Below are 25943 nucleotides of genomic sequence, written 5' to 3'. Positions count from 1 at the left end.
AGATATCGGTACTACAGGCCATTGGCCTTGTTTTTCAGTTCATTTAACAACTGCATCGCCTGCAAAGGTGTCATATTCATGACATCAGCGTTTTTCACCTTGCGTAAAATCTGGCGCACAATCGGATTAACCTCGGCCGTCTCCAACTGCGGCTCGGCAGGAGCAAGGTCTTGCTCTCCGAAAATGGACAGCTGCACGACTCCGGTAGCCGAATGGTACAGCACACCGGAGTCTTTCACCGCCTGCTGAGTGTTTTCTTTTACAACGGTGGCTTGCTGTGACACAAGGGGAGCCTGCAACGCCGCTTCTCTGCTTTCCCCTAGCGTCTGGTCTGAATGGGTGTTGTCCGAAACAACGTTTTTCCTTGCTGCTGCAACAGTCTCGGTGCCAGCCGTCACTTGGGCAGCCGCGTGCTCAAAGCCATGCAACAGTCCGTTCGCACGTTCAATGATATTATCCGGCAAACCCGCAAGGCGGGCACAATAAATACCATAACTGCTGCTGGCCGCGCCCGGTATGAGCTTACGCAGGAAATTCACCTTGTCGCCGCTTTCCTGTACTGCCATAGAGTAATTCCGCAGCGAGGACAGGCTTTGCTCCAAATGAGCCAGCTCATGAAAATGCGTAGACACCAGCGCCTTACAGCCGATTGTGTCATGGACAAATTCAATCACAGCTTGAGCAATCGCCATCCCCTCACTGGTGGACGTACCGCGTCCCAACTCGTCAATAATGATCAGGCTTCGCGGAGTCGCTTTGTCTGTCATGACCTGAATATCAGCCATTTCCACCATGAACGTACTCTGCCCGCCGATCAGGTCATCCGCCGCACCGATGCGCGTGAAAATGCGATCCAGCATCGGCACTTTCGCATGTGCAGCCGGAACGAAGCAACCGATCTGCGCCATAATTGCGATCAGCGCAACCTGACGCATATACGTGCTTTTCCCGGCCATATTCGGACCGGTGATTAGCAAAATATGCGCATCTGCTTCCTCCAGCGCCGTACCATTGGCGATAAAGCTGCCATCCTTCATCACGGCTTCCACAACGGGATGCCGCCCCTGCTCCACTACGAGATCATATCCCGTTGTCAGTTCAGGCTTCACGAAGCCACGCTCTGCGCTGACCGATGCTAGAGACTGGTACACATCAATTTCAGCCACCCGCTCTGCCAGCTTTTGCAGTCGTGGAATTTCAGTATTTAGTTTACTGCGAAGCTCAGAGAAGAGAGAGTACTCCAGATCTACCATCTTATCCTCGGCTTCCAAAATCAGAGATTCCTTTTCCTTCAGCTCCGGTGTAATATATCGTTCTGCATTCGCCAGCGTTTGCTTGCGTTCATATCGTCCTTCCGGCAATGAAGCCAGATTGGATTTGGTTACCTCAATATAATAGCCAAATACTTTGTTGTACCCGATTTTGAGCGACCGAATGCCAGTCGCTACACGTTCCTTGGCCTCCAGCTCGGCGATCCAGCGTTTGCCGTTCACACTTGCCTCCCGCAGTTCGTCCAGACGCTGATGGTAGCCTTCCTTAATGAGACCCCCATCCCTTACAGAAATAGGCGGCTCGTCCGCCACGGCTTCCTCAATCAACGAGCACAAGTCTGTACAGCTATCCAGCGTCTGGGCAACTCGGCGCAGTGTCTCCGATTCCGATTCTGCGCATAGCTCACGCAAAGCCGGAATTCGGGTCAATGACAGCTTGAGTGCAATCAGGTCGCGTGCATTGGCGCTGCCAAAGGCAATTCGCCCAACCAAGCGCTCCAGGTCGTAAATTTCTTTAAGCTGTGCACGCACATCCTCACGAAAAATAAACTGGTGGTACAGCTTGTCAACCGCCTCCAGCCGTTCCTCGATCAGATGGCTGCTAAGCAGCGGCTTGTCGATCCAGCGTCGCAGCAACCGCGCTCCCATCGACGTCTCCGTCCGATCCAGCAACCACAGCAACGATCCCTTCTTGGAGCGTTCACGAACCGTCTCCACCAGTTCCAGATTACGGCGGGTAAATGGATCAAGAATCATAAAATGGTTTGGCTCATAAACGGAAATCTGGGTCAACTGGCCTAACGATCTTTTTTGCGTTTCATTCAAATAAGCAATCAGACGCGATACACACTGCCTACGTTCCTCGTTGAGCCTTGCCCACGTTGCTTCACCAAATTGACCACGCACAAGATCATCCTTAGACTTGTCCCAGGCTGTGTATACAACACGACGCCCAACGGGTGACATTCGGGAGGTTACGAAATCGAGCAGATGACCATCCCCCAGCATTTCTGACGGCTCATAAATATTAATTTCATCCAATAGCCATTCTTTCGAATTAGGTACAGAGGTCACATACAGCTCACCTGTTGACAAATCGCAGGCCGCCAGTGCCAGCATCCCGTTCGTCTCGGTGACACATACCATGTAGTTGTTGGATTTGTCACCCAGCACCTTGCCTTCCATCACCGTACCCGGAGTGACGACACGGACAATATCCCGCCGTACCATCCCCTTCGTAGCCGAGGCTTCCTCCATCTGTTCACAGATGGCAACCTTATAACCCTTTTCGATAAGGCGCTGTATGTAATTTTCCGCCGAATGATAAGGCACACCGCACATTGGAATTTTTTCCGTGCCGCCACCCTCGCGTCCGGTAAGTGTAATCTCCAGTTCCTTGGATGCAAGAATCGCATCATCAAAAAACATCTCGTAAAAATCCCCCAGGCGAAAAAACAAAAATGCATCCTGCGCCTGGTCTTTTATGGATAAATATTGCTCAATCATCGGTGTATATTTAGTCATACCCTTTACTAACCCCCACACATTGTTCCGTTTAAACTTACATTACCTTTCATTATAGCAAAAATGACAGTCGATAACATGCAAGTATCGCAGACAACATCACAGATTTTACGAAAGCTTCCAAAACGGACGCAAATCCCGCGATTCATCCCATTGTTTCCCTTGACGCAGGCTGTCCAGTAAAGGCCCTACATAAGCTTTATATTGTGGATAAACATCCAGTGAAACGATATCCAAAATAAGAGGCTCCATATATTCCCCCAGCACAATCCGATTTCCTTCATAAAAAGCTCTATGGGCCTTTTCCTCATCCAGTGGCCTACCCTGCAAGCGCGGATATTGAGACGCGATGAGAAAAGCCATTCCAATCACGCCTTTAGCGAGCTGCGGCGAAACAAGAAAGCTGGGTAGTGTACGGTATTCAAAACCTCCATACGGTTGGCGGCGAAAATCGCCCAAATTGCCGTAATGCGGTCTGCGCCGGGCTGCGCGTTCATCTTCTAACAACGCCAAAGGCAGCGCTAAATAATTGTCCAGCGCACGTAGCAGAGACCCGTTCAGCGGAATTCCGCTAAAATGCAGATGCCCTCCCAGCGGAAAACCGGACTGCGGCATTCCGCCTGCTTGCCAAATTAGCGTACGATCGGCAATTCGCCGGGCTGCTGCCGCAAAGGCACGGCGTAAATGGGTCAGCAAAAGAGCCGGATCGCCACTTGGTGCGGGCCGAAGCTCAGCAACCGGGTACAACGTCCGACCCCGGCGCGTAACCGCATCGCATCCCGCCACGCCAAAGCGGCCCAAATATCGCGAAGCCGGTACGACCCGACCTTCCGGCATGCGGACCAGTACAAACTCAGGGTCCATTCCGATTAGCAGCTGTTTATCCCCTTGTCCCGCTTGAAGGCCCTGCCCCTGAACATCCTCTTCGCGAGCGGCGTCTTCAAATAGCGTGTCTAGGCGTCTATCATTTAGCCATGGCTGGGCCACGACTTCACGCACCTGACAAATGCGCTCGCCCAGCAGTGTCAGCGTCACCTCGCCACTGTCGAGGCCGAGTGTGTACAAAGTGCGTACAGCCAGACGCTCCATTCGGACGGACAGCTGAGAGCTGCTATCCAACGCAGACGGATTATACGCGCGGACTTTGGAGTGTCCTTCAATCGTGCGTCTTCGAATTTCCAGCATTCGTAGCTGATGGATCTGCACCGCATAGCCTACCGCAAAATCTGCTGTGTTATCGTCAGTCCAGCGAACCAATATGCCGGAGCGTTCCAGCCTGCGCTGCTTTTCATCATCCGACATCTGTCTGAAGCGTCTAAGCGCCTGTCCCGCCTGCTGCATCATCTTCCCCCTCCCTACCAGATTACGGAAGATTGAACGATTTCCCTTCCCTACACAACAAAAAGGAGGGCCTTTGCCCCTGCGCAGTCTCAGCCGGCGCAAAGAGTAAAGCGGCCCTCTTTTGGGTTACTTCCGTCAGAGCTCGTCGTCGATGAGGTCGGGGTCGAGCTCCTCATAGTCCCCTTCTTCCGCTCCAAAATCATAGTCCTTGTCAAAATCGTCACTGCTGCCATTCGGGAATACTTCTACAACAATCTTCGTTTCTGCCACCAGTTCCACCGCAAATTCCCGCTCGACCCGGATAATTACGCTGCCGCCCCCTGAAGACACACTGGCCTCAACGCAGCTTGGCTCCTGTGTCGCCTCGGCGGATACTTCCACTGTAGACGCCCGATGTTTCGGATCAAGATACGAGAGCGGCACATTTTCCACGTACGACACCGTTTCCTTAGCCACATCGGTCTGCGAGTTTTTATCGTATGAGTACCAGATATTGATATCATACGTCCCCACGACCTCAATGCCGTCTCCAGCCGCCACAGCCTCATACTGGTGGTTAATAATCCACGCCCCCAAAATGCTGGTCGGATTATTAGGCGGAGTTACGGTATGGGTTACGGTAGAGAATTTGCGACCTTTACCGCAGATCGCTTTTGTAATAATCTCTCTACGATTTTTATGACTTAATGCCATACTTGAACCTCCTCCATACAATCAATCAATCATTCCATACATATGTATGCAGGTTGTGGGCGAATGTTGAGTGAATAGGCGAAAAGGAAAAAATATTATTTGTATAAGCTTATGCCCTAATGGCTTGAACTCATGCACGCCAATGTATTACATGCTGCTCGACAATCCGTAAAAATTCGCTGAGCGCCGGGGATTTCCACTTTTTCGTGTGATAGGCGACCTGGGTAGCCACCTGCTGTTCGCTGTCATCCCAGCTTAAACGCATCATCTTCCCTTCACGCAGCTCATTTTGCACCGTAACCAGCGGAAGCAGCGCAACGCCCAATCCGACCATGACACATTGCTTGATCGCTTCAATACTCCAAAACTCCAGACTTGGGTCTGCAAAAATTCCGTGTCTGTTCAAATACCGTTCAAAAAGGATACGATAGGTGCAGCCCGTCTCTGTGTGCAAAATGGTTTCGTCCTTCAAATCAGCTGGCTCTACTTTATTATAGGAAGCCAGTCGATGACCCAATGGTGCGACCAATGCCATCGGCTCATGAATGAGCGTAGTAACATGCAGTTCTCTATCCTCTGTTTCCGGCTGAAGCAAAAAAGCCAAATCCAGCTCACCTGAGCGGGTCATATCACGCAATTCCCAGCATTCACCGGGTTTAAGCACGATTTTTACCTTCGGATATCGCTCCCTGTACTCACGGATCAGGCTCGGCAGGCGGAAAGCGGCCAGCGACTCTGGCGCTCCGATTTTCAGTGTGCCCGTCAGCACCGTTTCTGAACGTAGCGCATCCTTGGCAAGGGCGTGCATCTTGGAAATCTCCTGCGCATAGGGCAACAAGCGTCGTCCGGCATCTGTGAGCATGATTTTCTTACCTATGCGGTCAAAAAGAGGTGTGCCCAGCTCTGTCTCCAGCGTCTGAATTTGAGCAGTTATACTTGATTGTGCATAGTCCAGTATACGCGCCGCCCGGGTAAAACTGCCTGCCTCAACCACATTTAAAAACGTAAACAAATGCCGTGATTCCATAAGTTGCTCCTTCAATCGTTTTTTTCGATGCAAGCCATCGTTATATTCCGTTTTTCCGATAGATTGATTATCTGATAAGCTGAAAGAAATGACAAGAGAAAGAAGGCTTACCTGCATGACAAATGAACATAAACTACAATCCACCATTGGTCTTCCACAGGCCATTGCACTATATATCGGGGCGGTGCTGGGTTCGGGAATATTGATTGTGCCCGGTCTTGCTGCCGAAATGGCGGGTCCGGCATCACTACTGGCGTGGGGCTTTATGACCCTGCTCATCTTGCCAATGGCCCTGTCCATGGGACTGCTGTCCGCCAAATTCCCGAACGCTGGAGGGGTTTCACATTTTGTTACGCTGGCTTTTTCACCACGTGCAGGCTCTTATATCGGATGGTTTTTTCTGATGTCAGTTCCGATTGGGGCACCTGTTGCCGCACTCACCGGAGCTGGCTATATGACCGCCGCCATGGGCTGGGGAGAGGGGAGCCGCATGGGATTGGCTGCTGCCATGCTGGCGGTTGGACTGATCATTAACTGGGTCGGGATGAAAGTTGCGGGACGTATTCAGATCGCCGTTGTTATTGCTATTGTTGCTGTCCTCATCTTCGCCATTGCCGCAGCGCTGCCTCAGATGAAAACCGTACACTTCACACCGTTTGCTCCGCACGGTTGGCTTCCTGTCGGTCAGGCAGCCGCGATTCTGTTCTGGTGCTTCATCGGCTGGGAAGCCGTCTCCCATTTGTCGGAGGAATTCACCAATCCTCAGCGGGCGGCTGTTAAGGGTGTCACCGTTGCAGCCATCATCGTTGGCCTGCTTTATTTTTTTACTGCACTGGCTACAGTCGGGACACAAAGCTACCTTGCAGGTGGATCAGATGCTTCGCTCGTATGGGTGATTAGCCGGGCTATTGGTCCGTGGGGCGCAGTGATCGCGGGCCTGACGGGCATCTTTATTTGTACAGCTACAATTATCGCTTATGTAGGTGCTGCTTCACGCGTCGCGTATGCCTTATCCCGGCAAGGACACGCCTTCCGCTGGATGGGCCTCTTGTCCCGACGTTTTCATACGCCAATTGGGGGTATCGCGTTTCTCTTCCTTTGTTTCGTCATCATTATGTCTCTTTACGGTAGCGGTACTGTTTCACTTACCAACCTGATCCAGTTCCCCAACGCCACCTTTATCCTGACCTATCTGGGCGGGTGTGCTGCGGGTATCAAGCTGCTACGGGGTAATCGCTGGGGCGTAGCCATTAGTTGGGTGTCATTCATCTCGACGGCGGTGGTGTTCCCCTTTGTCGGCTGGGCCATGCTTTATCCTTGCCTGATCACCGTTGCCATATGGATTGCAGGTCGAATTCGGCACAAACGACCCCTTCCTGCTGCGTCCGTCATCACTGAACAAGAAAAAGCTACTGTCCATCGTTAGACAGTAGCCGTTTAGATTGGGCCCCGATTCTAAGCTTTGACTGGAGTGGGGGCCTTGTCCTTTTTAGCAATTTTTAAATACTGATGTAATTCATGTGTAAGCTGCAACAGTGTCGAACGAATTTCGAACTCCTCCCGGGTTGCGGGAAGCTCCATTTTTTTGAATTCCTCACGTACCTGCTCCAGCAGCTTCTCCGTCTGTCCCGTATAATGCCCGGCCAGGACGTCATTGCTGAGCTGATCGAATAGCTCGACCAAAAGTTTGGCCTGCGGCATATGCTGATACATTTGCGAGATCAGCTGCATCATATTTTGAATCGAATCCAGTTGTTCCCTGCGCATATAAAAATACACATTCCAGCCCTCTTGCGGACGAAGCATCTGATTTTCCAATGAACGCCCTGCCTCGGTCACCCCTCTGGCTATGACGCTGTTCGCTTCTATAACTTCCTTGCCATCCCATATGTATGCTGGACTGCGTAATGTATTGGCCATATTTGTGAATATAATGGAAAACGTCCGGTCTACTTCCTGCCGGATTTGCTGCATGGTGTTATCGGAGCGTGGCATGTAGGCCAAATTGACAACCATCGCGGACCCCAGTCCGATGACCAGCAGACACAGCTGGGTCAGCAGCACCTGCATATCAATCACACCACCGCTGAACACACGGAAAACCACAACCGAACCCGTGACAATTCCTTCCTTAAAGCCCACCCGTACAATGACCGGAAACGCCGATAAAATATATAATGCCAGTACCCAATCATGGAATCCGAATACAACAAACAAAACACAAGCAAAAAGAAGCCCCACAACGGATGCAAAAAATCTCGCCGAAATGGTACGGAGGCTTCTTTTGCGCGTGACATCGACCCCCAAAATAGCCAAAAGCCCTGCCGAGGTGGCTCCATGAATGCCAAAACCATCCGCAATCAGTACGGCCATTAATGCGGCAATAGCTGTTTTAATCGTACGAAAGCCCATGAAAAAATTCTGTCCTCTCTGGATGAAATCTGTTTTCGTAAACTTTGAATCATTTTCATTTTCATGGTACTTTATTTTCACATTTTACACAAATGAGGAATTTGAAAAATCCTGAACTGTATAGAAGTTTGATTCTTATCGCTGAGGACGATCAGATAGCAGCAGACGCTCGACATACACGACCGCCTGATACATCAGTGTCGCTACGACCGCAATGATAAGCAGACTGGACATCACCAGCGTAAAATTGAATACCTGGAAGCCATAGATGATTAAATAGCCCAACCCGTTTTTAGCTACCAGAAATTCACCGACGATCACGCCAACCCAGGCCATACCGACATTCACCTTTAGTGTAGAGACGATAGCCGGAAAGGACGCAGGCAAAATCACCTTGCTAAACGTATCGCGCCGCGATCCACCAAATGTGCGAACCACTTTGATCAGATTCGAGTCCACTTCCTGAAAGCTGTTATACACAACTAACGTCGTAATAATGACCGTAATCGAGAGGGTCGTCATTAAAATAGCGGTAAATCCGGCTCCGAACATGACGATAAAAATGGGCCCCAGCGCCACCTTGGGCATACTGTTGAAGACAACCATATAGGGGTCCAGTACCTTCGAAAGAAACGGCGACCACCAGATTAGCACAGCCAGCAGTGTCCCCAGCAGCGTTCCCAGTAAAAAACCCACCAACGTCTCTCCAACCGTGACACCGACATGCCCCCACAGCTCACCGCTGACCGCATCCTTGCCAATTTGGGTAAATATTTTGCTTGGATAGCTAAACAGTAGTACATCAATCCATTTCATCCGACCCGCAATTTCCCACAACACGAATAAAAAAACTAAAATGGCTGTCTGTACACCCGTTACCAACCGCCGCTCCGAACGCCTTCTGCGTCGGCACTCCTGATACAGCCCTTGAATCCAGTGTTGTCCAAGCCGATCATCTTCGCCCTTCATCCTTTGACTCACTCCTTTGCTCCCGAAGCCTCCAGTTCACCCCATATTTCATGAAAAAGCTCATTAAAGCCCGGCTGCTCGCGCGCATAAAAAGGCTGAACTTCCCGGATCGCATCCGGAATTGCAAAGGTACGCCGGATGTGGCCCGGATTTCGGCCCAGCACAATAATCCGGTCACTGACCGCAATCGCCTCGGCCAAATCGTGTGTGACCAAAATAGCCGTCTTCCCCCGCTCACGCAAGGTTTCGGCAATCAGGTCTTCCAGTTGGAGCTTGGTCTGATAATCCAGCGCGGAGAATGGCTCATCCAGCAGCAGCAGCCCTGGATTAGTCGCAAGCGTCCGTACCAACGCCACACGCTGGCGCATCCCCCCGGATAACTGGGACGGATGCAGATGCTCCTTCCCTCCCAGCCCCATGCCTTCCAGCAGCAGTCGGGTCCGTTCACGCGAGGCTTCATCTACCCGATTGCCCAGTTCCAGACCCAATAACGCATTATCCATGATCGTACGCCACGGAAACAGATAATCCTGCTGCAGCATGTAGCCGACCTCCAGACTCGGACCATTTACGGGCTGACCTTGCAGCAGCACTTGGCCCATCGCCGGTCGCAATAATCCGGCGATCATGGACAGGATTGTCGTTTTGCCGCAGCCGCTTGGGCCAACCAAACTGATAAACTCTCCTGTCCCTACAGCAAAGTCGATATCCTCAACCGCAAGCGAGGCCTCCCGGTCTGTTACATACACATGCGTTACTTGCTTCAGCTCCACCACCGGGACCGTTGCATCCGAAATAAGACAACTCCATTCTTCTGTCATGGCGAGCCTCCGGCGTCTTCACCTGTATCAGCGGCTCCATTTGTTCCCGCTTTTGCAGGCTGGTCGGCATTCCCTGATGAGCTTGCTGCAATCGCCTTCTCTGCAAAGCTTCGGTTCACCAGTTGATCCAGCGCAACTGGACTTTTCAGCTCGCCCGCCGAAGTCATAACATCCTGCAAATTCTTCCATTCTTTTTCCTCAATCATTGGATTCAGGGCATAGGTGCCTTGTTCCTTATACCGCTTGACACTACTGGTCAAAACCGCCAGATCTGTGTCCTTGAAATAGGGCATAATGGCTTCAGCAATCTGCTCAGGTGAATGCGTGGCAATCCACTGCTGTGCCTGATATACAGCCTTCGTAAATTTTTGTACGGCCTCGCCATTTTCGTTCAGATAGCTTCGTTTAGCCATATATACGGTATAAGGCAGCTCGCCGCTCTCCACACCAATGGAGGCCACTACGCGTCCCCGGCCTTCTTTTTCGAAAATAGATGCCTGTGGCTCGAATAACTGCACATAATCCCCTGTACCGGAACCGAAAGCAGAGGCAACATTGGCAAAATCAATATTTTGAATCAGCTTCAAATCCTTATGTGGATCAATGCCGTGTTTGCGCAGTGCAAATTCCAACGACATTTGTGGCATCCCACCCTTGCGCTGTCCAAGAAAATTTTGCCCTTTCAGCTTTTCCCAGTCAAAGCTAGCCTGCATTTGCCGGGCAAATAAAAAGGTTCCGTCCGTCTGCGTCAGTTGTGCAAAATTAATGATGGGGTCCTCTGCCCCTTGCTGATACACATAAATAGATGTTTCCGCACCGATAAGCGCGATATCCGCCTGATTGGACAGCAACGCCGTCATCGTCTTGTCGCCACCGGGAATCGTCGCCAGTTGGACATCCAGTTCCTCCTGAGCAAACATCCCTTGGCTCAAGGCTACATACTGTGGCGCATAAAAGACCGTTCGAGCTACTTCACCCAGTCTGATCTCAATCGTCTGCTCCCCTTTGTGTGCGCACCCGCCGAGCAGCAGCAACCCGAGCAGTGCCGCAGCCCCCACAGCTTTAAAACGAGCGCCGATGTTCATCCCTGTTCCCTCCCCACCTTTTTGCATTATAGACTTCATATATTGTTATGCGACTGCCTACTCAATGGTTAATCACACAAAAAAAACCCACGTTCGCCCAGGAACGCGGGGTAGATGCACCAATGATGATATGACAGCTAGTAAATCACAGCTTATATATGGAGGTATATTTTTCTTCCAGATAATCAGCCAGATAATCCGGGTTCAGATCCTCGCCCGTAATGGCTACAATCAGCTCGGACGGCGTCCGGCTCTTACCATAACGGTAGATCCGTTCAGTCAACCATTGCTTGATCGGCTCCAGCTCTCCAGCAGCAATCAGCTCATCCAGATTTGGCAGCTCCTTGCGCAGTGTCGCCAAAATTTGCGCTGCATACATATTGCCAAGCGAGTAAGAGGCAAAATAACCAAAAGCACCACCGGACCAGTGAACATCCTGTAGAACGCCATGCCCGTCATCCGGCGGTAGAATTCCCAGATATTCCTTATATTTCGCATTCCATACTTCTGAAAGGCGCTTCACATCCAGCTTTTCATTAAACAGCATTTTTTCAATTTCATAGCGGATAATGATATGTAAGTTATATGTTAGCTCATCCGCTTCAATACGAATCAGTGAATTTTCCACACGATTAACGGCCAGGTAGAACTGATCTGCCGTGACCTTTGCCAGACGGTCTGGAAAATGCTTTTGCAGGTCAGTATAATACCGATCCCAAAAAGCACGGCTGCGTCCAATCATATTTTCCCACAAGCGAGACTGGGATTCATGTATCCCCATGGAGGTTCCTTCAGAAAGCAGCGATCCTGCCAGCTCAGGCGCAATATTTTGCTCATACAGCGCATGACCACCTTCATGCAATGAGCTGAAAATCGCGCTAGTCACATCATCTTGCAAATAATGTGTTGTTATACGCACATCGCCCGGATTTAATCCTGTCGCAAAAGGATGCACGCTCTCATCCAAACGACCTGCGTCGAAATCATAACCCATCTGTCTCAAAATGAACAGGCCGAACTTCTCTTGCTGCTTTACATCAAACACACCATCCAGAAAGCTCTTGTCCGGCTGGTTTGGTGAAGCCTGAATTTTAGACAAAAGCGGCACCAGACGCTTTTTGAGACGATCAAACACAGCATCCAGCTTCTCTACCGTCATATCCGGTTCATATTGATCCAAAAGCGTGTCGTATTCCGTGTTCTTGACTCCCCAATAACCGATAAACTCTCGCTTCATCTCTACGATTTTAGACAAATAAGGCTCGAATCCGGCAAAATCGCTATGTTCCTTGGCATCCTCCCACTTGCTCTCCGCCTGAGCAGCGAGTACGCTGTATTCCCGGTAACGGTCAGCCGGAACCGAACGGTTCAGCTCATAATTTTTGCGGCATTCTTCCACCAGTCTGCGATCATTTTCCTCCAGTTGCTCCAGTTTGTCTTCTGCTGTAAAAAATTGCAGCAATTGTCCCATTTCATCCGAAATAATCAGCTTGAACATCTCAGTGGACAACATACCCAACGTTTCCGAACGAATATCAACGCCCTTGCGCGGAGCACCTGTCCGTAAGTCCCAGTGCATCAAGCCCACGGCCTCACCATAACTTTTGATTTTGTGTGCTAATTCTTTTAAAGCTGCCAATTGATCCAACGTCTGTTGCGCCATAATCGAGGTCACCTCTTATCTAAAAATGGATAAAACTTTATACTTCTTATACTTGATGATACTTATATTAAAAAGTATAATCAACACACAACATTTGCGACCAGCTCCTGAAGGCTTCGAAAACCCGTCAGATAGTACATATTTGTCAAGGGGTACAGCCTGATTTCCGGCCTGCTAAAACCTGGATTAGGCTTTTTCCATGCTGGTCTGCTGCAAAAAATAGTTCAACATTAAATAGCATACGGAGGGAACAATCGTGGATCACATCAAAGAGATTTTGGAATACAATCGCGTTTTCGTGGAAAACAAAGAATACGAAGCCTATCGTACAGGCAAGTTCCCCAATAAAAGAATGGTCATCATTACCTGTATGGATACGCGTCTGACCGAACTGCTGCCCAAAGCCATGAATCTGCGCAATGGTGATGTCAAAATTATTAAAAATGCGGGTGCGATTATCTCCCAGCCTTTTGGAAGCGTTATGCGTAGTGTGCTCGTTGCCCTGTATGAGCTGGAAGCGGATGAAGTGCTCGTCATAGGCCATTACGAATGCGGTATGGCCGCGCTGAATGCCGACCACATGGTCAATGAAATGCTGGAGCGTGGGATTTCACAAGAGGTACTAAGCACTTTGGAGAATGCAGGAATTAAACTAAATAAATGGCTGAAAGGTTTTGACAACATCGAGGAAGGGGTTAGAAGTACTGTAAAGCTTATTAAGAATCACCCCTTGCTTCCGCCTAATGCACCTGTTCACGGTATGGTCATCCATCCGGACACCGGGGAGCTGACGCTGGTTGTTGATGGAAATAAGCAGTAAAAATCCTATAATTAACGTTAAAGAGGGTATATTTAGGTCATAAAACGGCCTAAAGATACCCTCTTTTTTATGAAAATAAGCACATATGAGTGTATGATGATCGGAGTTAATTTTGGCTAACCTGTGAACGGCCTATCTGAAAGTTGTCAAACCATACAGTTTCAGTGTACACTTTTCATGAAGCGGCAGAACACCTGCCGTAGAGCCGTTATAACCGTTACTAAGATGGATGAAGGAGATAAAATCTATGAATTTACTATCGTATGGTCTGTTGGGCCTTCTCGCCAGAGAAGAATCCTCCGGCTATGATCTGATGCTGCGTATCCAGCCTTTTTGGCAGGCTAAGCACAGTCAGATCTATCCACTGCTAGCGCGTATGGAAAGCAAGGAATTGCTTGCTTCCCGCTGGATTCAGCAGTCCGACAAACCTGATAAAAAAATGTATACCATTACAGACAAGGGAATTCATATGCTTCAGCAATGGTCCCAGGAATCACTGGCCGCTCCGGTCACACGGGACGAATTAAGTCTGCGGCTGTTCTGTCTCTGGCTGACGGACAAAAGCAGTGCCAACCGTATGCTGGAGGAACGCAAGCGTCATTTTATTCAGCGAATACGGCACCTTGAGGATATTCTGAACGACATTCCCGACGAGGATCTGCATTTTGGCAGCAAAAGCTTCGGCGATTACATTCTCGTGCAAAAAGGGCTTATGAATGCCAAAGCGGGTCTGGAGTGGTGCCAAATGGTACTGCGTATGCTGCTTGCCGGAGATGTAAGAGCGGATACTAATCCATTTTCACTTAAACCGTAAGACAGAATGCTTTAGTCCATTCAGCATAGGCTTTATATATCAATAAAATTTGAATGTTTTAATTTTTTTGAAACCCTTTTCTATCCGTTTCGTATTACTGGTAAGCGGCTGTTTGACCTATATCAAACCAACATACCAAGGGGGATTATATTTACATGAAAAAAACTTTTACTTTTAAAAATATGATGATGCTGATGATGGCTTTTACCCTGCTGATTGTTATGGTCGCACCATCTACAGCTGACGCGAGGCGAGGCGGCGGATTTAAATCCGGGCCAAAATCGTACCAATCTACACCGAGCAAGGCCACTAACAACAACGGAGTCAATAAGTCTGATAGCGGATCCAAATCCAGTGCAACTGCGGGTAATGCAAGCAGAACGGGTGGATTCCTTGGTGGTGGCGGCGGATTCCTGAAGGGCATGATGCTGGGTGGCTTGGCAGGTATGCTCTTCGGCGGACTGTTCGGTAATATGGGCGCATTGGGCAGCTTGCTTGGCCTTGCGGTCAACGTTCTCGCTATATACGTCCTGATCATGGTCGGAGTAGGTATCTACCGTGCGATTAAAAATCGTCGCAGACCTGATGATTCCCGTGGAGGACGTTACTAAGTTATGATTTTAAGTATGGATGAAATTGTAAACGCCATCTGTCTGCATATGGCTGAACGCAAAGGTGTCCAGCCCAATGATGTGACAGTAGAATTAAGCTGGGAAGAGGATACAGGATACTCAGCAGAAGTCCATGTACAGGGTCGCAGCCAGTATCTGGTGGAAGCCAACATGATTGAGGCCATCCTGAGATACCTGCATTCCGAGTACAATATCCGTGCCTATCGCGAGCAGGTCAGACTGGATCTGGACGAAGAAATTACAGCTATTGTCCAGACTGACTGAATCAAGTGTAGAGTCACCTAACAAAATATGCAGTGAAACGGAAGAACCGACCTTCGCTTAATGCAAGGGTCGGTTCATTTTTACGTTCTATAGGACCATGCTAAATATGTGGAGCTGAGGATACAGGAACCTGGGGTGCCCTTTCGAGCAGACCACTGCCGTACATTTCCCGAAACGGTTGCTCCTCCATATGAATGTACCCGATATAACAGCCGCATTCCTTCATCCGGCACGGGCGCTTGGCGCTTATTCCTTCAAGGCCATCTCTGTACAAGTGACCCAGCACTCGCCGATCCTGGTAGCAATGTTTTACACGTCCGTCACCCTGTACGTAAAATACATCCTCCCCAGCACGACACGCCCGTCCCTGACTGCTGTAATCCTGCAAATTCCATTGGAAATAGGGATCTATAGCCGTTAATTTAGCAATCTCGGCATCGCTATAATAATGTGGTCGATCCTTATAAGCGTTGACCCACAAATAAACATCCTTCGGAAGCTGTGATCGTAAGGAATGAATAGCGGGAAAAGCCTGCCTCAATCCCACGGTGCCGACACTGTAGGAAATACCAAGTTCATATAGCTTCATGCCTTGAGATATAAAAGCCTGCTCCTTCGTCTCTCCCGGATGATACGTCGCCCACAACGCAGCCGTCCTCGGATTCAATTCCTTGGCCCAATCCAGCTTAGTGGACAAATTCGTCTGTACAGCCACTTTATCTACATGCGCCATATGGGAAAACTCAATCATGGTTTTGCGGTACCAGGAATGAATCAGAGCTTCTCCATACGGGTTAAAAAAAATGGAAAGTCGATGCCCCAAAGTTCCCTGCTCCCGTACCCAATCGGCAAAACGCTCCAGTTGCGCCCGATCCTTGTGCAATGTCTCACGGCTATCCACGTTTTTGCTGAACGGACAGTAAGAGCAAGTATAGTTGCAGGAAGTCAACGAGCCACGATAATATAGGGTTGCTCTCATGCGCCTACGTAGCCTTCCATTCGCTCCCGTACTGCCGTGGATATCATCCAGTCGCCAATCGCATCGGAATAAGCCATTCCTTCCTCGGTCAGTCGCAATGTGTCGTCTACAACCACTGCCATACCAGATTCCAATAACAAGGACATTCCTGCAAAATCATCCGCCAAAGACGCATCGAAGCGCGCGGCGTAAGCAGATAGCTCCAGACCTTCACGATGGAGAAGTGCCTTCAGAATAAAACGCCGCTTGCTCTCCTCCACATTTAAAATAAAGCCGTAATCAGCCAGATCATGACGCTCGGCGGCGACATAATCAGCAATAATGCCACGCGTTGCCGCTGCACTAACACCGTATCGGCTGGCATAGTGGACATTACGCGTATAGGAGCGCGCACCGCAGCCCAGACCGGCCATGCCTTCCTCCTGACAGCTGTATGGCAGCAGCTCCTTGCCGGGTGCATCATCATTTTTGGCAAAACGGCGCATGGAATATTGTACATATCCCGCCTGTTTGAGTCTTTCACGTGCTACTTCGTACAAGCTGAGACGAATATCATGCTCCAGCCCGGTATAGCCCGGCTTTAAAATCGTATTTTCCCGAATGTATAATGGGTAAATAAAAATTTCACCCGGTGCGTAAGATAACGCCTCTTCCAGAGAATACAGCCACGTTTCCGCCGTTTGACCGGGGAGACCATAGATCAGATCTACGTTCAACAGTGGAAAATCGTACTCCACCAGCCGCGCAAGCGCTTCACGCACAAGCTTGGGCTTCTGAGGACGGTATATGGCCGCACTCTCCGACTCCACAAAGCTCTGAATCCCCATGCTGACACGGTCCGTTCGACGCCGCTTGAGCACCTCCAGCCGATCTTCGGTTACCGTATCCGGCGACGTTTCCACCGAAATGGAAGCATGCTCAGGGTCTAAACCCATCAGATTTTCCGCAATGTCAAACAATCGTTCGACCAAAGGAGCCTCCAGCAAGGTTGGCGTGCCACCGCCGATGGCAAAGCGTGAAAACGGCCGACCACCCATGATTGGCGCCCATTGGCGAGCTTGTCTTTCAAGCGCATCCACATACTCCTTATGCACATCCAGCCGCTTGTCCGGCAAAGTGAACAGGTTACAAAACCCGCAACGAGCCGCGCAAAACGGAATATGCATATACAAAAAATAGCTCTCCAGCTCCTCCTTCTCCCACAATTCTTGCAGTGAGAGTGGTGTATCAAACGACCGATAGGCCGTTTTATGCGGGTAAGAGTACAAATAGGAGCGGTAGGGAGCTTCACGGATCGTGCGTGCCCATTGGGCAGGGTTCTCAGGCCATGAAGACCTTGATGTCGAGTTTGTGTCCAGCCCCGCAGGGGGATTGGCTCCTGCTCCCGTTAGAAGCGAGTGATTCAGATTCATGGCTTTCATTTCTGCTCCCTCCTCGCGCTGGATTGATTTCTTTACATTTTACCAGTGCAGTCTATCATTTCTTTTACCCTACAATACAAATTCGCGGTAAGGCACATTCCATACGACCTCATGCGCCAGACGATGCCCTTCGTAGCCGTCTTCCCCATAAGCCGTACCATGATCGGAAAAGGCCATGCAAAATGTCTTCCCCCGGTTTCGTAAAGCGTCGAACAAACGTCCAAGCTGCCCATCCACATAACGCAAGGCTGCACGTTGGGACTCCACGGAATCCTTGGCTGGGCCCTCCAGAAAATAGTGATTAGGGCCATGAATAGCTGAAACATTCAGGAACAAAAACAGCCGCTGCGCCGGGTCCGCCTTCTCCAGCAGCTTTAGGGCATGATTCACCTGATGCTCCGTCGAACGGGGATTCGTAACGCCGAAGGTCATACGCCAGTAGCTTTCCTGAAAATACCCCGGCAACACCTTGGCAAGCTTGTTTTTTTTTGTAAAAAAAATAACTCCACCAATGCAGATCGTCCGGTAGCCCTCACCCGCCAGCCCGGATACAATATCCGGTGCATCAAACAGCCACGTATGCGGATGCGTTCGCAGTCCCGTATCTTTTGTATGAAACAGCCGTATGTGAGAGGCCTTATCTGTATTGGCTGGTGTAGGTAAGAATCCGCCAAAAAACGCATGATGTGCAGCATAGGTAAAGCTGCCCGGCGTATGGCGTTTTTCCCACGGCCCGGACTCGCACAGGTTCGGACAGTTCTCTTCCTCCAGCTTGGCTACATCGTAACGCAGCGTGTCGAGCGTAATCATGACAATATCATGAGAACCGACAATCTGGTTCATATCGGTCATAACAAGTCTTTCCTTTCCAAAGTTGAAGTCCCATTGGCGAGATGCAGCATTTCCCATTCATAAGGATTCCAGCCCTGATGTTTTACACGGTATAGCAGGTCTCCGAACGGATTTACATCCAGCACGTAGGGACGACCGCCATGCGCCGGAACCAGCACATCCAGCCCAGCAACCATAGACGCCGGAAAAGCGCTCATTGCGGCTTCCGCAGTCTGCTGCACCGATTCTATCGTATCCTGCGGCAACCCGGCGTCCTCCAGCAACAGCCGTTCATTGCGCAAATGCAGATTCGTAATGGGGCCTCGGCTTAAACGTAAAACAGCATGACAAGCCTCTGATCCGCAAACGAGCTGGCGTACATCGTAAACACGTCCGCTCAGACTCGCTTTAGGTATCCAGCGCTCCACATGCACCCCTTCCGAGCATAGCCAGCCCAGGATAGCATGAATGTCCTGCTTGTCCGTATAACGGCGCAAGCGTCCGGCATTGTAATACACACGCTGTCCGTGTACGATTTCCGTTCCAATGGTGGTTACCGCCAGTTCTGCCCGTGTCCGCGGATGCACCTGATAAGCTATTACACCAGAAGCACCGGACCCGCAAAATATTTTCACAAACAGGCGGTGAACCCCGCTTTCCATCATCGCTGCGTGCAGATCAGCAACATCACGAAAGGTACCGTCTGGTGGTGAAAGCACAGGCGGAACCCTTATGCCCGCCTTGTCCAATACGACGCTGCAACGCCGTTTGTCGAACATCACAGCCACTTCCACTGGATCATTCATCCAGCGTGAGGAGGGCCATAGCAGGGCCGCTTCTTGCTGTAGCCACGCCAACAAACGGCAATAGCCCCGGAACCATTGTGCCGGGTGCCAAATACGACCGTGCTGCTCCAGCAGGCCTCGCGCTTCTGACGCCAATATACCTGGGTCATGTGCTAATTCTGCCCACGGCAACAAAGAATCGTCTCCCTCCGCATCCGGGGCTCCCAAAGCAATCAATTCACGCTCTACCTCAAAGCTTTCACCCGGTGCATCCAGACGAAGCAGCGGACTAATGTCCGCCCGCCCCGTCTGTAACTGACGGATGCTCTCTTGCACATAAACACTAGCATTTACACCGTCTGACGCAGACTGTCCAGCTATTCGGACCATCAGTTCGTCCAGACTTTGCTTCTCCCGGATGGCTTCCAGCACATTTTTATAGGAAATCTCAACAGCTGGCGACAACTTCAATCTGCTTCGCGCCTCCTGTAGTCCTGTGGTCCGCCGATTCCCTGGATTGCCGAACAAAATAAACGGCTCGCTGACATTACTGTCTGATATCCCAGCCATAAAGCCGCCTCACCTCACTTACTCCGTCAACGATGGATAACGCCAATCATCTTCCTCGTCCTCTTGCTGCTGATCCTCCACATTCACATTCAGTCCTGAGCTTTTCCAACGTTTCATCATTTCATCAGACATATAATGATAGCTCAAATCCAGGTGCTTCAGCCCTTTGATGCTTTCACTAGCGAGTAGTGCCTCTGCCCCTTTATCGGACAACGTGCCTTGAGACAGATCAAGCACCTCCAGTTGTCCAATCACGGGTGCGTTTGCCGCAGCAATCGCAATTTCATCCTGTATTTCACTATCCTTCAGCCCCAAGTAAGTCAGCTTGGGAAAAAGATTATCGTTCAGGAACGGTAATACGTCCTCCAGACCACCGTCAAAACCGTATTCGTCCACGCCCAAGTACAGCTCCAGCTTGCGCAGCTCTGGCAGCTCGGCATTGCGAATCTCCTGAATGACACTCGCTGGCAAGCCTCCGCAAATAATAACCAATTCCTGAAGATGGCTATGCCGCAACGGTTCCAGGCTCAAGTTCTGACTTCCTTTGGCATAAAAGGATTCCAATGCTGGAAACGCCTCCAGCAGCGGAGACAGATTCGTCTGATTAATCCACGAAACCTCACACTCATCATATTCCATATCCCCGATAAACAGCTTACGCAGCTTCGGAAATTGATCTTTGTGCTTTACCAGTACCGGAATAAAATCCTCCGGCGATTGTTCGTAGGCTCCGCCCCAGTCTCCAATAATCAAATCCGTTATTTCTGCACTCTCTGGCTTGACTGCCTGTTCTTCAATGGACTTAGCCATCGTTTGACCCTTCTCATAAGCATCATAATCTACAACCAGCTTTACTTCCATCTCGTAATACCTCCGATCACTGATTTAAAAATGTAATAAATCCCTACCTTGTAAACTATCTATTCCCAGTTTAGTCTATCCTATCATACCAATGTTCGTCAAAAATAGACCCCTATCGACATTAATCCTATGTAAAATGTACGCATGAAATCAGCCTAGGGCAGCCCGGTAAAATTACTCCAGTCTGCCCTAGGCTGATACTCCCCAAATAAATCTCTACTATATAACACAATAGATTTTGAAGCCGAATTATTGGCTAATGGTGATTGGCGAGTTATCCGACAGCAATGCCAGATTACTCACGATTACACTCTCTTCGTTGCTCAGCCCACTGGTAACCAGTGTTTGTGAGCCTGTCGTTTGAACTGTCTTCACTTCCTTGCGTTTCGCATGGTCACCATTCACAACGTATACATATTGCTTGCCCTGATCCTTTTGAATCGCTGCAGTAGGAACGACAATACCTTCTTGTGCATTCGCAGCGACAAAGCTGATATCAGCCAGCATACCGGATTTCAGTCTCACGTCCGGATTAGCCACCGAAATTTCCACAGGATATCCTTTTCCACTTGCGTCCAACGGACTTACATTTTTCACTGTACCTGTTGTCACAATATTGGAAGCTGCTACACGTACCTGTACCTTGTCGCCTGCTTTTACATTGTTGATCTGCTCTGCCGGTACATAGATCAGTGTATTAACTGTACTCAGGTTGGCAATGACCAGCGCAGGCGTCTGTGCGGATACCATTTCGCCTACTTCTGCATTTTTTGTACCTACAATACCGTTAATCGGTGATGTAATCACGGTATCGTCGAGTGCGTCCTGAGCAATGCTCACATTTAGTTGAGCCTGCTTGAGAGACTGTTGGCTGGACTCGATAACCGCTGTATTTTGAGATACCTTCAGTTGATTTTGTGCATTGCTGTAACCGCTGTTAGCATTACTGTAGCTGTTTTTTGCTGAATCGTAGCTGTTACGGGCCGTAGTGAGCGCCTTCTGAGCAGCCACCAGTTGGTCCTGGGCATTAGCCTGTGCATTTTGCGCATTGTTGTATGTCGCTTCTGCGTTCACAACGGCTGTTTTTGCTTGTTCCAATTGTGCTTGCGTACTCGCACCCGCATCAAACAGGCTTTGTGTACGCGTTACATTTTTCTGAGCATCCGCCAAGGCTTGCTGCGTTTGCTTCACCGTATTGGCCGCTGAGGAAACGCCGTGTGTCGCCTGTTCTACGGCTGTAGTAGCCTGATTAATGGCTCCCTGCGCCTGATTGATTGAGCTTTGGGACTGAATCACGCCGCTTTTGGATTGTACTACGCCCGAGTTGGCTTGAACCATCGTCGATTCATGGGATGCCTGAGCAGAGCTCACTCCTGCTGCTGCTGCTGCAGCGGCGGCGCGGGCCTTCGCTACATTATTCCGCATGTCCTTGTCATCAAGCTTGAACAGCACTTGACCTTTTTTGACCTCTGCGCCAATATCCACAGGCAGTTCAACTACTTTACCGCCCACTTTTGGAACGATATTCACCGTCTCTGAAGGTGTTACCGTTCCTGTATAAATGTTCCCTTGCCCAATGATACCCTGCTGCGCTTGGCTGATCTTGACAGGAACGACCATATCCTGTGCCGCGCCGCTATTACTGGAGCAGCCTGCCAGCATTGCGCCGCTGAGCACTAAGGCCGCTAATGTACTTTCTACTCTCAATATTTTCATGATAATTCCCTTTCTTTCTGTCCGTGGAAATAATGTAAGCCATCCAGTCGATATTTTGTAGTTCTTTATAAAGCTTCCGGCTGTGTTTTTGCTTTCTTCCTTTGAATAAACAAAAAGATTAGTGGAATCGTGCAAAAGAGCGGTATGGATGAAATGAGGAACGTATCCGCAATTCCTCTTGATGTGGCATCCAGTGTGATTAAGCTACTTACGGATGACATCCATGAGCTACCCAACGACGCTTGCAGCGCATGAGCCGCGTCCGGTGTAACAGTCTCCGAAATTTGTTGAGCATGAGCTGCCGAACGGCTTTGCATAATCGCTGTCAACACTGCAATAGCCATAGAAGCTGCAACGGTACGCACCAGATTGGATGCTGTAGACGCATTCGCTACTTTACTCGGATGAACAGCGTTCATACCGACTGTAGACAATGGCATCATACAAATACCGATTCCCAGGCCCCGAAATGCCATTACGGTTTCCAGCCAAATATGCGGTGTGTCTGGCGTAAGCTGATGCAAATGATATGTCATAAAGCTGGTCAGCGTCAGGCCAACAAGTCCCAGAGGCACAATGCCGAACTTATCAAATAACCGCCCGGCAATCGGCATCATAGCCGCCATTGCAATCGCCTGTGGAATGAGGATGATTCCGGTATCAATCGGTGACACATGCTGAATATTTTGCAAAAACAACGGTGTCAAAAACGTTCCTCCGTACATCCCCATCATGACCAGACTGGAGGCAATGACACTAATCGTATATTTTGAGTTTTTAAATAATGAAATTTCGATTACAGCATTGTCTTTTCCGCTTTCCACATAAATAAGAAAGACAAGCGCCCAGAAGGCGATGAACAGTAGAGAGACAATTTTAAAAGAAGTCCAGCCATCATGCTGACCGTTGGTCAGTGCGTACAAGAGTGTTCCTGCGCAAGTTGCGGCCAGCAAAAAGCCCGGCAAATCAAATGGCTTCGGTGTTGCTTTAGGCGGCTCCTTGATCAGAAGAATAACCATTAAAATTGCAAATAAAGCTACCGGCACACTGACAATAAACAAGAAACGCCAGTTAAACCATTCAATTAAATAGCCACTCAGTGTAGGTCCAACGGCTGGAGCCGCCATTGCGGCGATCCCCCATATCCCGAGGGACATCCCGATTTGTTCACGCGGCATGATTTTGTAAATAATCGTCATACTCAGCGGCATAATAACACCGCCTCCCAGACCAGCCAGCACCCGTGCCGCGATCAGGGAAGAATCACTCCATGCAAAAATACATATTCCCGTTCCCAGCGAGAACACGCTGAGCGCAAGTATTAAAAACTTTTTGTATCCGATGCGCTGCTCCATATATCCGGTAATCGGGACGATTACACCAGATGCAAGCGTGTAACCTGTAATAACCCACTGAATACGTGTCGTCGTTGATCCTAAGTCCGTCGTCAATCGAGGAATGGCGACATTGATCAGACTGTTGTTCAGAATGGCGACAAAGGCGCCTAAAACGATGGCAAAAAAAGCAAGCCAGCGTTCTTTGGAGGAATCTGTCGAAGGAGCAGCAGCAGTTTCATTGGCAGCCACATGGACCCCTCCTTTTTAAGATGTATGGATTTTAACTTCCACGTTCGTTCCTGGAATGAGCTTCATATCCTTCGGCTTGTTAACAGCTATTTCTACAGGCACACGCTGGGTCACCTTGTTAAAGTTACCGCTTGTGTTTACCGCAGGAATGAGCGAGAACACCGCATTTGAGGCTTCGCCCACTTTGCGAACTTTGCCTTGAATCGTCTTGTCACCTGCTGCATCAAGCGTAATGTCAACAAGCTGTCCCGGTTTAATGCGGTCAATATCGGTTTCTTCAATATTCGTGGAGACATACAGGCTGTTCATATCAACCATGGTCGCAACAGCACTGCCCGGAGAACCGATTTCATGCTCCTTCGAATAAATCTTAATAACGGTACCATTGATCGGCGCACGCAGTACAGACTTGCTGATCATGCTGGAATCCAGCCCCGATACATCCTGCTCGGCAATCGGTTCATTGCGCTGAAGAACATCGCCTTCCTCCACATCAATGTGTGTAATCTCTCCGGAAATTTGCGGCATTACCTTATATTGATCCGCTTGAATACGTGCATCGTCACTCTTAACAAAGTGTGTTGCCTGATACCAATAATAGTAGCCAATGGTTCCGCCGCTCAGAATGAGCAGTATGATGAGAATTGGCAGTACGGTTTTCTTACTCACTTCTTCCACCCCTGTTGTCCAAAAAATTTTATTATTCAACGCTAATATTTTAATTTTGAAATATTAGGCCATCAAACCAATCGTGAACGTAAAATAAGCACATAGCAGGATACCATGCTTAGAGAAAGAACATGATCTATGTAGGTAGGTAATCCTTGACTATGCACACACACATCGTCTCCTTTTATATTTAAATATTTTCATATAAATATCTTACATTGAAGTATTATAGTTATATTTATCTATTCAGGCAATATAAATTTTCAGTTTTTCAAAAAAAATTTCATAAAAAAGAGCCTTGTTTCCCAAGGCTTCTTCAATGAAAAGGGATTATTCGCATTTAAAGGGTTAAAAAATGTACTAAGAGAAAAGCATAGGTCCCAACAACCGTTCTTTACGGTTTTTGGCCTCCTGCTGCTCTTTTTTGTTCTTATCCATCCTGTTGCTATTGCCCTGTGATCGTTGTTCCTCTATGCAGGCTCCGCAACGACATCGTTCTGTTGTCGCGTGTACATCCTTTCTGGAGTCCCGCAATAACTGAACGTAATCCAAAGATTGCTGTAAAGAAGCAGCACCAGGCATAAAGCGGACTTTTTTGCCTTCCAGCAAACAGTAGACCTCCATAAGCTGCGGAAGAGCGCCAAATGCATAATAACAAAAAACATTCGTCAAATGTTGAAATGTATGAATAACGTTGGGATTATAATCCACGATGTACTTCTGAATCAGTAAGGAATCCGCTCCAGCTGACAGTTGCCAGGCCGACTGTACAATAAGTGAAATGTCAACCTCAAGCTCAGGGACCGACGTGCAAAATTGCTCGTACAACATCACCGGCACTGACAAGTCCCTATTTAACGCACAAATGTTAGACAGCTCGCCTGACACTTTATTTTTGACGTCCCAATAATGGAACAACGATTCGAAGCCGACTGGCTGTGTGGGCCACCATTTCTCCAGTACGTACTGGACGGGGATTTCCCGCCGCACCTCTACTTCCATACCGAAGTATTCATTTAGCGCATGCCCTACCGCATATTGAACCCGCTGCCTCCAATTCCAGCCTTCACGCCCGCGTTTTCCCTGCGATTGACGTGTAGACTGCGGAGTTCTCCACATCTCCTCAAGCTGGTAGTCGTGCAGAAGAGGAAAGCCGCTTAAGCTATCGCTGTTGCGCATACCTATCCCT

The 25943-nt window shown here is 49.3% G+C and carries 23 protein-coding genes; 5 read left to right on the top strand and 18 right to left on the bottom strand.

The window, feature by feature from the left end; genetic code table 11:
- Nucleotides 1-11: 11 nt before the first annotated feature.
- The 4 genes from mutS to ACIFQM_RS02420 form a co-directional block, all read right to left on the bottom strand.
- On the bottom strand, nucleotides 12-2795 hold the full coding sequence (gene mutS, locus ACIFQM_RS02435) for a DNA mismatch repair protein MutS (protein WP_430043732.1): 2784 nt from the start codon (nucleotides 2793-2795) through the stop codon (nucleotides 12-14).
- A gap of 108 nt (nucleotides 2796-2903) precedes the next feature.
- On the bottom strand, nucleotides 2904-4139 hold the full coding sequence (locus ACIFQM_RS02430; RefSeq protein ID WP_430043730.1) for a putative amidoligase domain-containing protein: 1236 nt from the start codon (nucleotides 4137-4139) through the stop codon (nucleotides 2904-2906).
- A gap of 132 nt (nucleotides 4140-4271) precedes the next feature.
- Nucleotides 4272-4829 (bottom strand): outer spore coat protein CotE, encoded by a 558-nt coding sequence (locus ACIFQM_RS02425; RefSeq protein ID WP_014281435.1) that lies wholly within the window; start codon nucleotides 4827-4829, stop codon nucleotides 4272-4274.
- 130 nt (nucleotides 4830-4959) lie between these two features.
- Nucleotides 4960-5856 carry a LysR family transcriptional regulator gene (locus tag ACIFQM_RS02420; protein ID WP_430043727.1) on the bottom strand — a complete coding sequence of 299 codons (897 nt, stop codon included), beginning with the start codon at nucleotides 5854-5856 and terminating at the stop codon, nucleotides 4960-4962.
- Between the two features lie 115 nt (nucleotides 5857-5971).
- On the opposite strand from ACIFQM_RS02420, the gene ACIFQM_RS02415 reads away from it, so the two are divergent.
- Nucleotides 5972-7282, top strand: coding sequence for an amino acid permease (locus ACIFQM_RS02415; protein ID WP_430043725.1), 1311 nt, complete (start codon nucleotides 5972-5974; stop codon nucleotides 7280-7282).
- Between the two features lie 29 nt (nucleotides 7283-7311).
- Here the strand turns inward: ACIFQM_RS02415 and ACIFQM_RS02410 are convergent, their stop codons facing one another.
- The 5 genes from ACIFQM_RS02410 to ACIFQM_RS02390 form a co-directional block, all read right to left on the bottom strand.
- Nucleotides 7312-8268, bottom strand: a complete 957-nt coding sequence (locus tag ACIFQM_RS02410; RefSeq protein WP_430043723.1) for an aromatic acid exporter family protein — start codon at nucleotides 8266-8268, stop codon at nucleotides 7312-7314.
- 135 nt (nucleotides 8269-8403) lie between these two features.
- On the bottom strand, nucleotides 8404-9237 hold the full coding sequence (locus ACIFQM_RS02405; RefSeq protein WP_430043721.1) for an ABC transporter permease: 834 nt from the start codon (nucleotides 9235-9237) through the stop codon (nucleotides 8404-8406).
- A gap of 8 nt (nucleotides 9238-9245) precedes the next feature.
- Nucleotides 9246-10058, bottom strand: coding sequence for an ABC transporter ATP-binding protein (locus ACIFQM_RS02400; RefSeq protein ID WP_430043719.1), 813 nt, complete (start codon nucleotides 10056-10058; stop codon nucleotides 9246-9248).
- Nucleotides 10055-11143 carry an ABC transporter substrate-binding protein gene (locus tag ACIFQM_RS02395; protein WP_430043717.1) on the bottom strand — a complete coding sequence of 363 codons (1089 nt, stop codon included), beginning with the start codon at nucleotides 11141-11143 and terminating at the stop codon, nucleotides 10055-10057. The genes ACIFQM_RS02400 and ACIFQM_RS02395 overlap by 4 nt, the downstream gene beginning before the upstream one ends.
- Before the next feature lie 145 nt (nucleotides 11144-11288).
- A complete protein-coding gene (locus ACIFQM_RS02390) occupies nucleotides 11289-12806 on the bottom strand; it encodes a carboxypeptidase M32 (RefSeq protein ID WP_430043715.1) in 1518 nt (505 codons plus the stop codon).
- A gap of 256 nt (nucleotides 12807-13062) precedes the next feature.
- On the opposite strand from ACIFQM_RS02390, the gene ACIFQM_RS02385 reads away from it, so the two are divergent.
- The 4 genes from ACIFQM_RS02385 to ACIFQM_RS02370 all read left to right on the top strand — a co-directional run bounded on the left by ACIFQM_RS02385 (nucleotide 13063) and on the right by ACIFQM_RS02370 (nucleotide 15336).
- The gene (locus ACIFQM_RS02385; protein WP_430043713.1) at nucleotides 13063-13626 is read left to right on the top strand and encodes a beta-class carbonic anhydrase; all 564 of its coding nucleotides are present in this window, start codon (nucleotides 13063-13065) and stop codon (nucleotides 13624-13626) included.
- Nucleotides 13627-13873: 247 nt separating this feature from the next.
- Complete coding sequence (locus ACIFQM_RS02380; protein WP_430043711.1) at nucleotides 13874-14440, top strand: PadR family transcriptional regulator; 567 nt, start codon at nucleotides 13874-13876, stop codon at nucleotides 14438-14440.
- A 155-nt stretch (nucleotides 14441-14595) separates the two neighbouring features.
- Entirely contained in the window at nucleotides 14596-15051 is a 456-nt protein-coding gene (locus ACIFQM_RS02375; RefSeq protein WP_430043710.1) for a hypothetical protein, read from the top strand.
- A gap of 3 nt (nucleotides 15052-15054) precedes the next feature.
- Nucleotides 15055-15336: a YxcD family protein gene (locus ACIFQM_RS02370; protein ID WP_430043707.1), complete on the top strand. Its 282-nt coding sequence runs from the start codon at nucleotides 15055-15057 to the stop codon at nucleotides 15334-15336.
- A gap of 100 nt (nucleotides 15337-15436) precedes the next feature.
- Here the strand turns inward: ACIFQM_RS02370 and ACIFQM_RS02365 are convergent, their stop codons facing one another.
- The 9 genes from ACIFQM_RS02365 to ACIFQM_RS02325 form a co-directional block, all read right to left on the bottom strand.
- Nucleotides 15437-16315, bottom strand: a complete 879-nt coding sequence (locus ACIFQM_RS02365) for an STM4011 family radical SAM protein (RefSeq protein ID WP_430043705.1) — start codon at nucleotides 16313-16315, stop codon at nucleotides 15437-15439.
- Nucleotides 16312-17736 carry an STM4012 family radical SAM protein gene (locus tag ACIFQM_RS02360; RefSeq protein ID WP_430043702.1) on the bottom strand — a complete coding sequence of 475 codons (1425 nt, stop codon included), beginning with the start codon at nucleotides 17734-17736 and terminating at the stop codon, nucleotides 16312-16314. The genes ACIFQM_RS02365 and ACIFQM_RS02360 overlap by 4 nt, the downstream gene beginning before the upstream one ends.
- 69 nt (nucleotides 17737-17805) lie before the next feature.
- On the bottom strand, nucleotides 17806-18588 hold the full coding sequence (locus ACIFQM_RS02355; protein WP_430043701.1) for an STM4013/SEN3800 family hydrolase: 783 nt from the start codon (nucleotides 18586-18588) through the stop codon (nucleotides 17806-17808).
- A complete protein-coding gene (locus ACIFQM_RS02350) occupies nucleotides 18585-19922 on the bottom strand; it encodes an STM4014 family protein (protein ID WP_430043699.1) in 1338 nt (445 codons plus the stop codon). Before ACIFQM_RS02350 ends, ACIFQM_RS02355 begins: the two co-directional genes overlap by 4 nt.
- Nucleotides 19923-19940: 18 nt before the next feature.
- The gene (locus ACIFQM_RS02345; RefSeq protein WP_430046310.1) at nucleotides 19941-20783 is read right to left on the bottom strand and encodes an STM4015 family protein; all 843 of its coding nucleotides are present in this window, start codon (nucleotides 20781-20783) and stop codon (nucleotides 19941-19943) included.
- 249 nt (nucleotides 20784-21032) lie between these two features.
- The gene (locus ACIFQM_RS02340) at nucleotides 21033-22499 is read right to left on the bottom strand and encodes an efflux RND transporter periplasmic adaptor subunit (protein ID WP_430064993.1); all 1467 of its coding nucleotides are present in this window, start codon (nucleotides 22497-22499) and stop codon (nucleotides 21033-21035) included.
- Nucleotides 22500-22564: 65 nt separating this feature from the next.
- The gene (locus ACIFQM_RS02335; protein ID WP_430043694.1) at nucleotides 22565-24085 is read right to left on the bottom strand and encodes a DHA2 family efflux MFS transporter permease subunit; all 1521 of its coding nucleotides are present in this window, start codon (nucleotides 24083-24085) and stop codon (nucleotides 22565-22567) included.
- 15 nt (nucleotides 24086-24100) lie between these two features.
- On the bottom strand, nucleotides 24101-24754 hold the full coding sequence (locus tag ACIFQM_RS02330; RefSeq protein ID WP_430043693.1) for an HlyD family efflux transporter periplasmic adaptor subunit: 654 nt from the start codon (nucleotides 24752-24754) through the stop codon (nucleotides 24101-24103).
- A gap of 360 nt (nucleotides 24755-25114) precedes the next feature.
- Nucleotides 25115-25933: a hypothetical protein gene (locus tag ACIFQM_RS02325; protein ID WP_430043691.1), complete on the bottom strand. Its 819-nt coding sequence runs from the start codon at nucleotides 25931-25933 to the stop codon at nucleotides 25115-25117.
- Nucleotides 25934-25943 lie beyond the last annotated feature (10 nt).

Origin of the sequence: Paenibacillus sp. NRS-1782, assembly GCF_050467685.1 — a bacterium.
GTDB lineage: Bacteria > Bacillota > Bacilli > Paenibacillales > Paenibacillaceae > Paenibacillus > Paenibacillus terrae_A.
Note: the sequence above shows the minus strand (reverse complement) of the source record. Positions and strands in the feature narration are given on the sequence as shown.

Bases quoted from the DNA above. Each gene is read 5' to 3' on its own strand.
- mutS (WP_430043732.1), bottom strand. From the start codon at position 2,795: ATGACTAAATATACACCGATGATTGAGCAATATTTATCCATAAAAGAC.
- ACIFQM_RS02430 (WP_430043730.1), bottom strand. From the start codon at position 4,139: ATGATGCAGCAGGCGGGACAGGCGCTTAGACGCTTCAGACAGATGTCG.
- ACIFQM_RS02425 (WP_014281435.1), bottom strand. From the start codon at position 4,829: ATGGCATTAAGTCATAAAAATCGTAGAGAGATTATTACAAAAGCGATC.
- ACIFQM_RS02420 (WP_430043727.1), bottom strand. From the start codon at position 5,856: ATGGAATCACGGCATTTGTTTACGTTTTTAAATGTGGTTGAGGCAGGC.
- ACIFQM_RS02415 (WP_430043725.1), top strand. From the start codon at position 5,972: ATGACAAATGAACATAAACTACAATCCACCATTGGTCTTCCACAGGCC.
- ACIFQM_RS02410 (WP_430043723.1), bottom strand. From the start codon at position 8,268: ATGGGCTTTCGTACGATTAAAACAGCTATTGCCGCATTAATGGCCGTA.
- ACIFQM_RS02405 (WP_430043721.1), bottom strand. From the start codon at position 9,237: ATGAAGGGCGAAGATGATCGGCTTGGACAACACTGGATTCAAGGGCTG.
- ACIFQM_RS02400 (WP_430043719.1), bottom strand. From the start codon at position 10,058: ATGACAGAAGAATGGAGTTGTCTTATTTCGGATGCAACGGTCCCGGTG.
- ACIFQM_RS02395 (WP_430043717.1), bottom strand. From the start codon at position 11,143: ATGAACATCGGCGCTCGTTTTAAAGCTGTGGGGGCTGCGGCACTGCTC.
- ACIFQM_RS02390 (WP_430043715.1), bottom strand. From the start codon at position 12,806: ATGGCGCAACAGACGTTGGATCAATTGGCAGCTTTAAAAGAATTAGCA.
- ACIFQM_RS02380 (WP_430043711.1), top strand. From the start codon at position 13,874: ATGAATTTACTATCGTATGGTCTGTTGGGCCTTCTCGCCAGAGAAGAA.
- ACIFQM_RS02375 (WP_430043710.1), top strand. From the start codon at position 14,596: ATGAAAAAAACTTTTACTTTTAAAAATATGATGATGCTGATGATGGCT.
- ACIFQM_RS02370 (WP_430043707.1), top strand. From the start codon at position 15,055: ATGATTTTAAGTATGGATGAAATTGTAAACGCCATCTGTCTGCATATG.
- ACIFQM_RS02365 (WP_430043705.1), bottom strand. From the start codon at position 16,315: ATGAGAGCAACCCTATATTATCGTGGCTCGTTGACTTCCTGCAACTAT.
- ACIFQM_RS02360 (WP_430043702.1), bottom strand. From the start codon at position 17,736: ATGAAAGCCATGAATCTGAATCACTCGCTTCTAACGGGAGCAGGAGCC.
- ACIFQM_RS02355 (WP_430043701.1), bottom strand. From the start codon at position 18,588: ATGACCGATATGAACCAGATTGTCGGTTCTCATGATATTGTCATGATT.
- ACIFQM_RS02350 (WP_430043699.1), bottom strand. From the start codon at position 19,922: ATGGCTGGGATATCAGACAGTAATGTCAGCGAGCCGTTTATTTTGTTC.
- ACIFQM_RS02345 (WP_430046310.1), bottom strand. From the start codon at position 20,783: ATGGAAGTAAAGCTGGTTGTAGATTATGATGCTTATGAGAAGGGTCAA.
- ACIFQM_RS02340 (WP_430064993.1), bottom strand. From the start codon at position 22,499: ATGAAAATATTGAGAGTAGAAAGTACATTAGCGGCCTTAGTGCTCAGC.
- ACIFQM_RS02325 (WP_430043691.1), bottom strand. From the start codon at position 25,933: ATGCGCAACAGCGATAGCTTAAGCGGCTTTCCTCTTCTGCACGACTAC.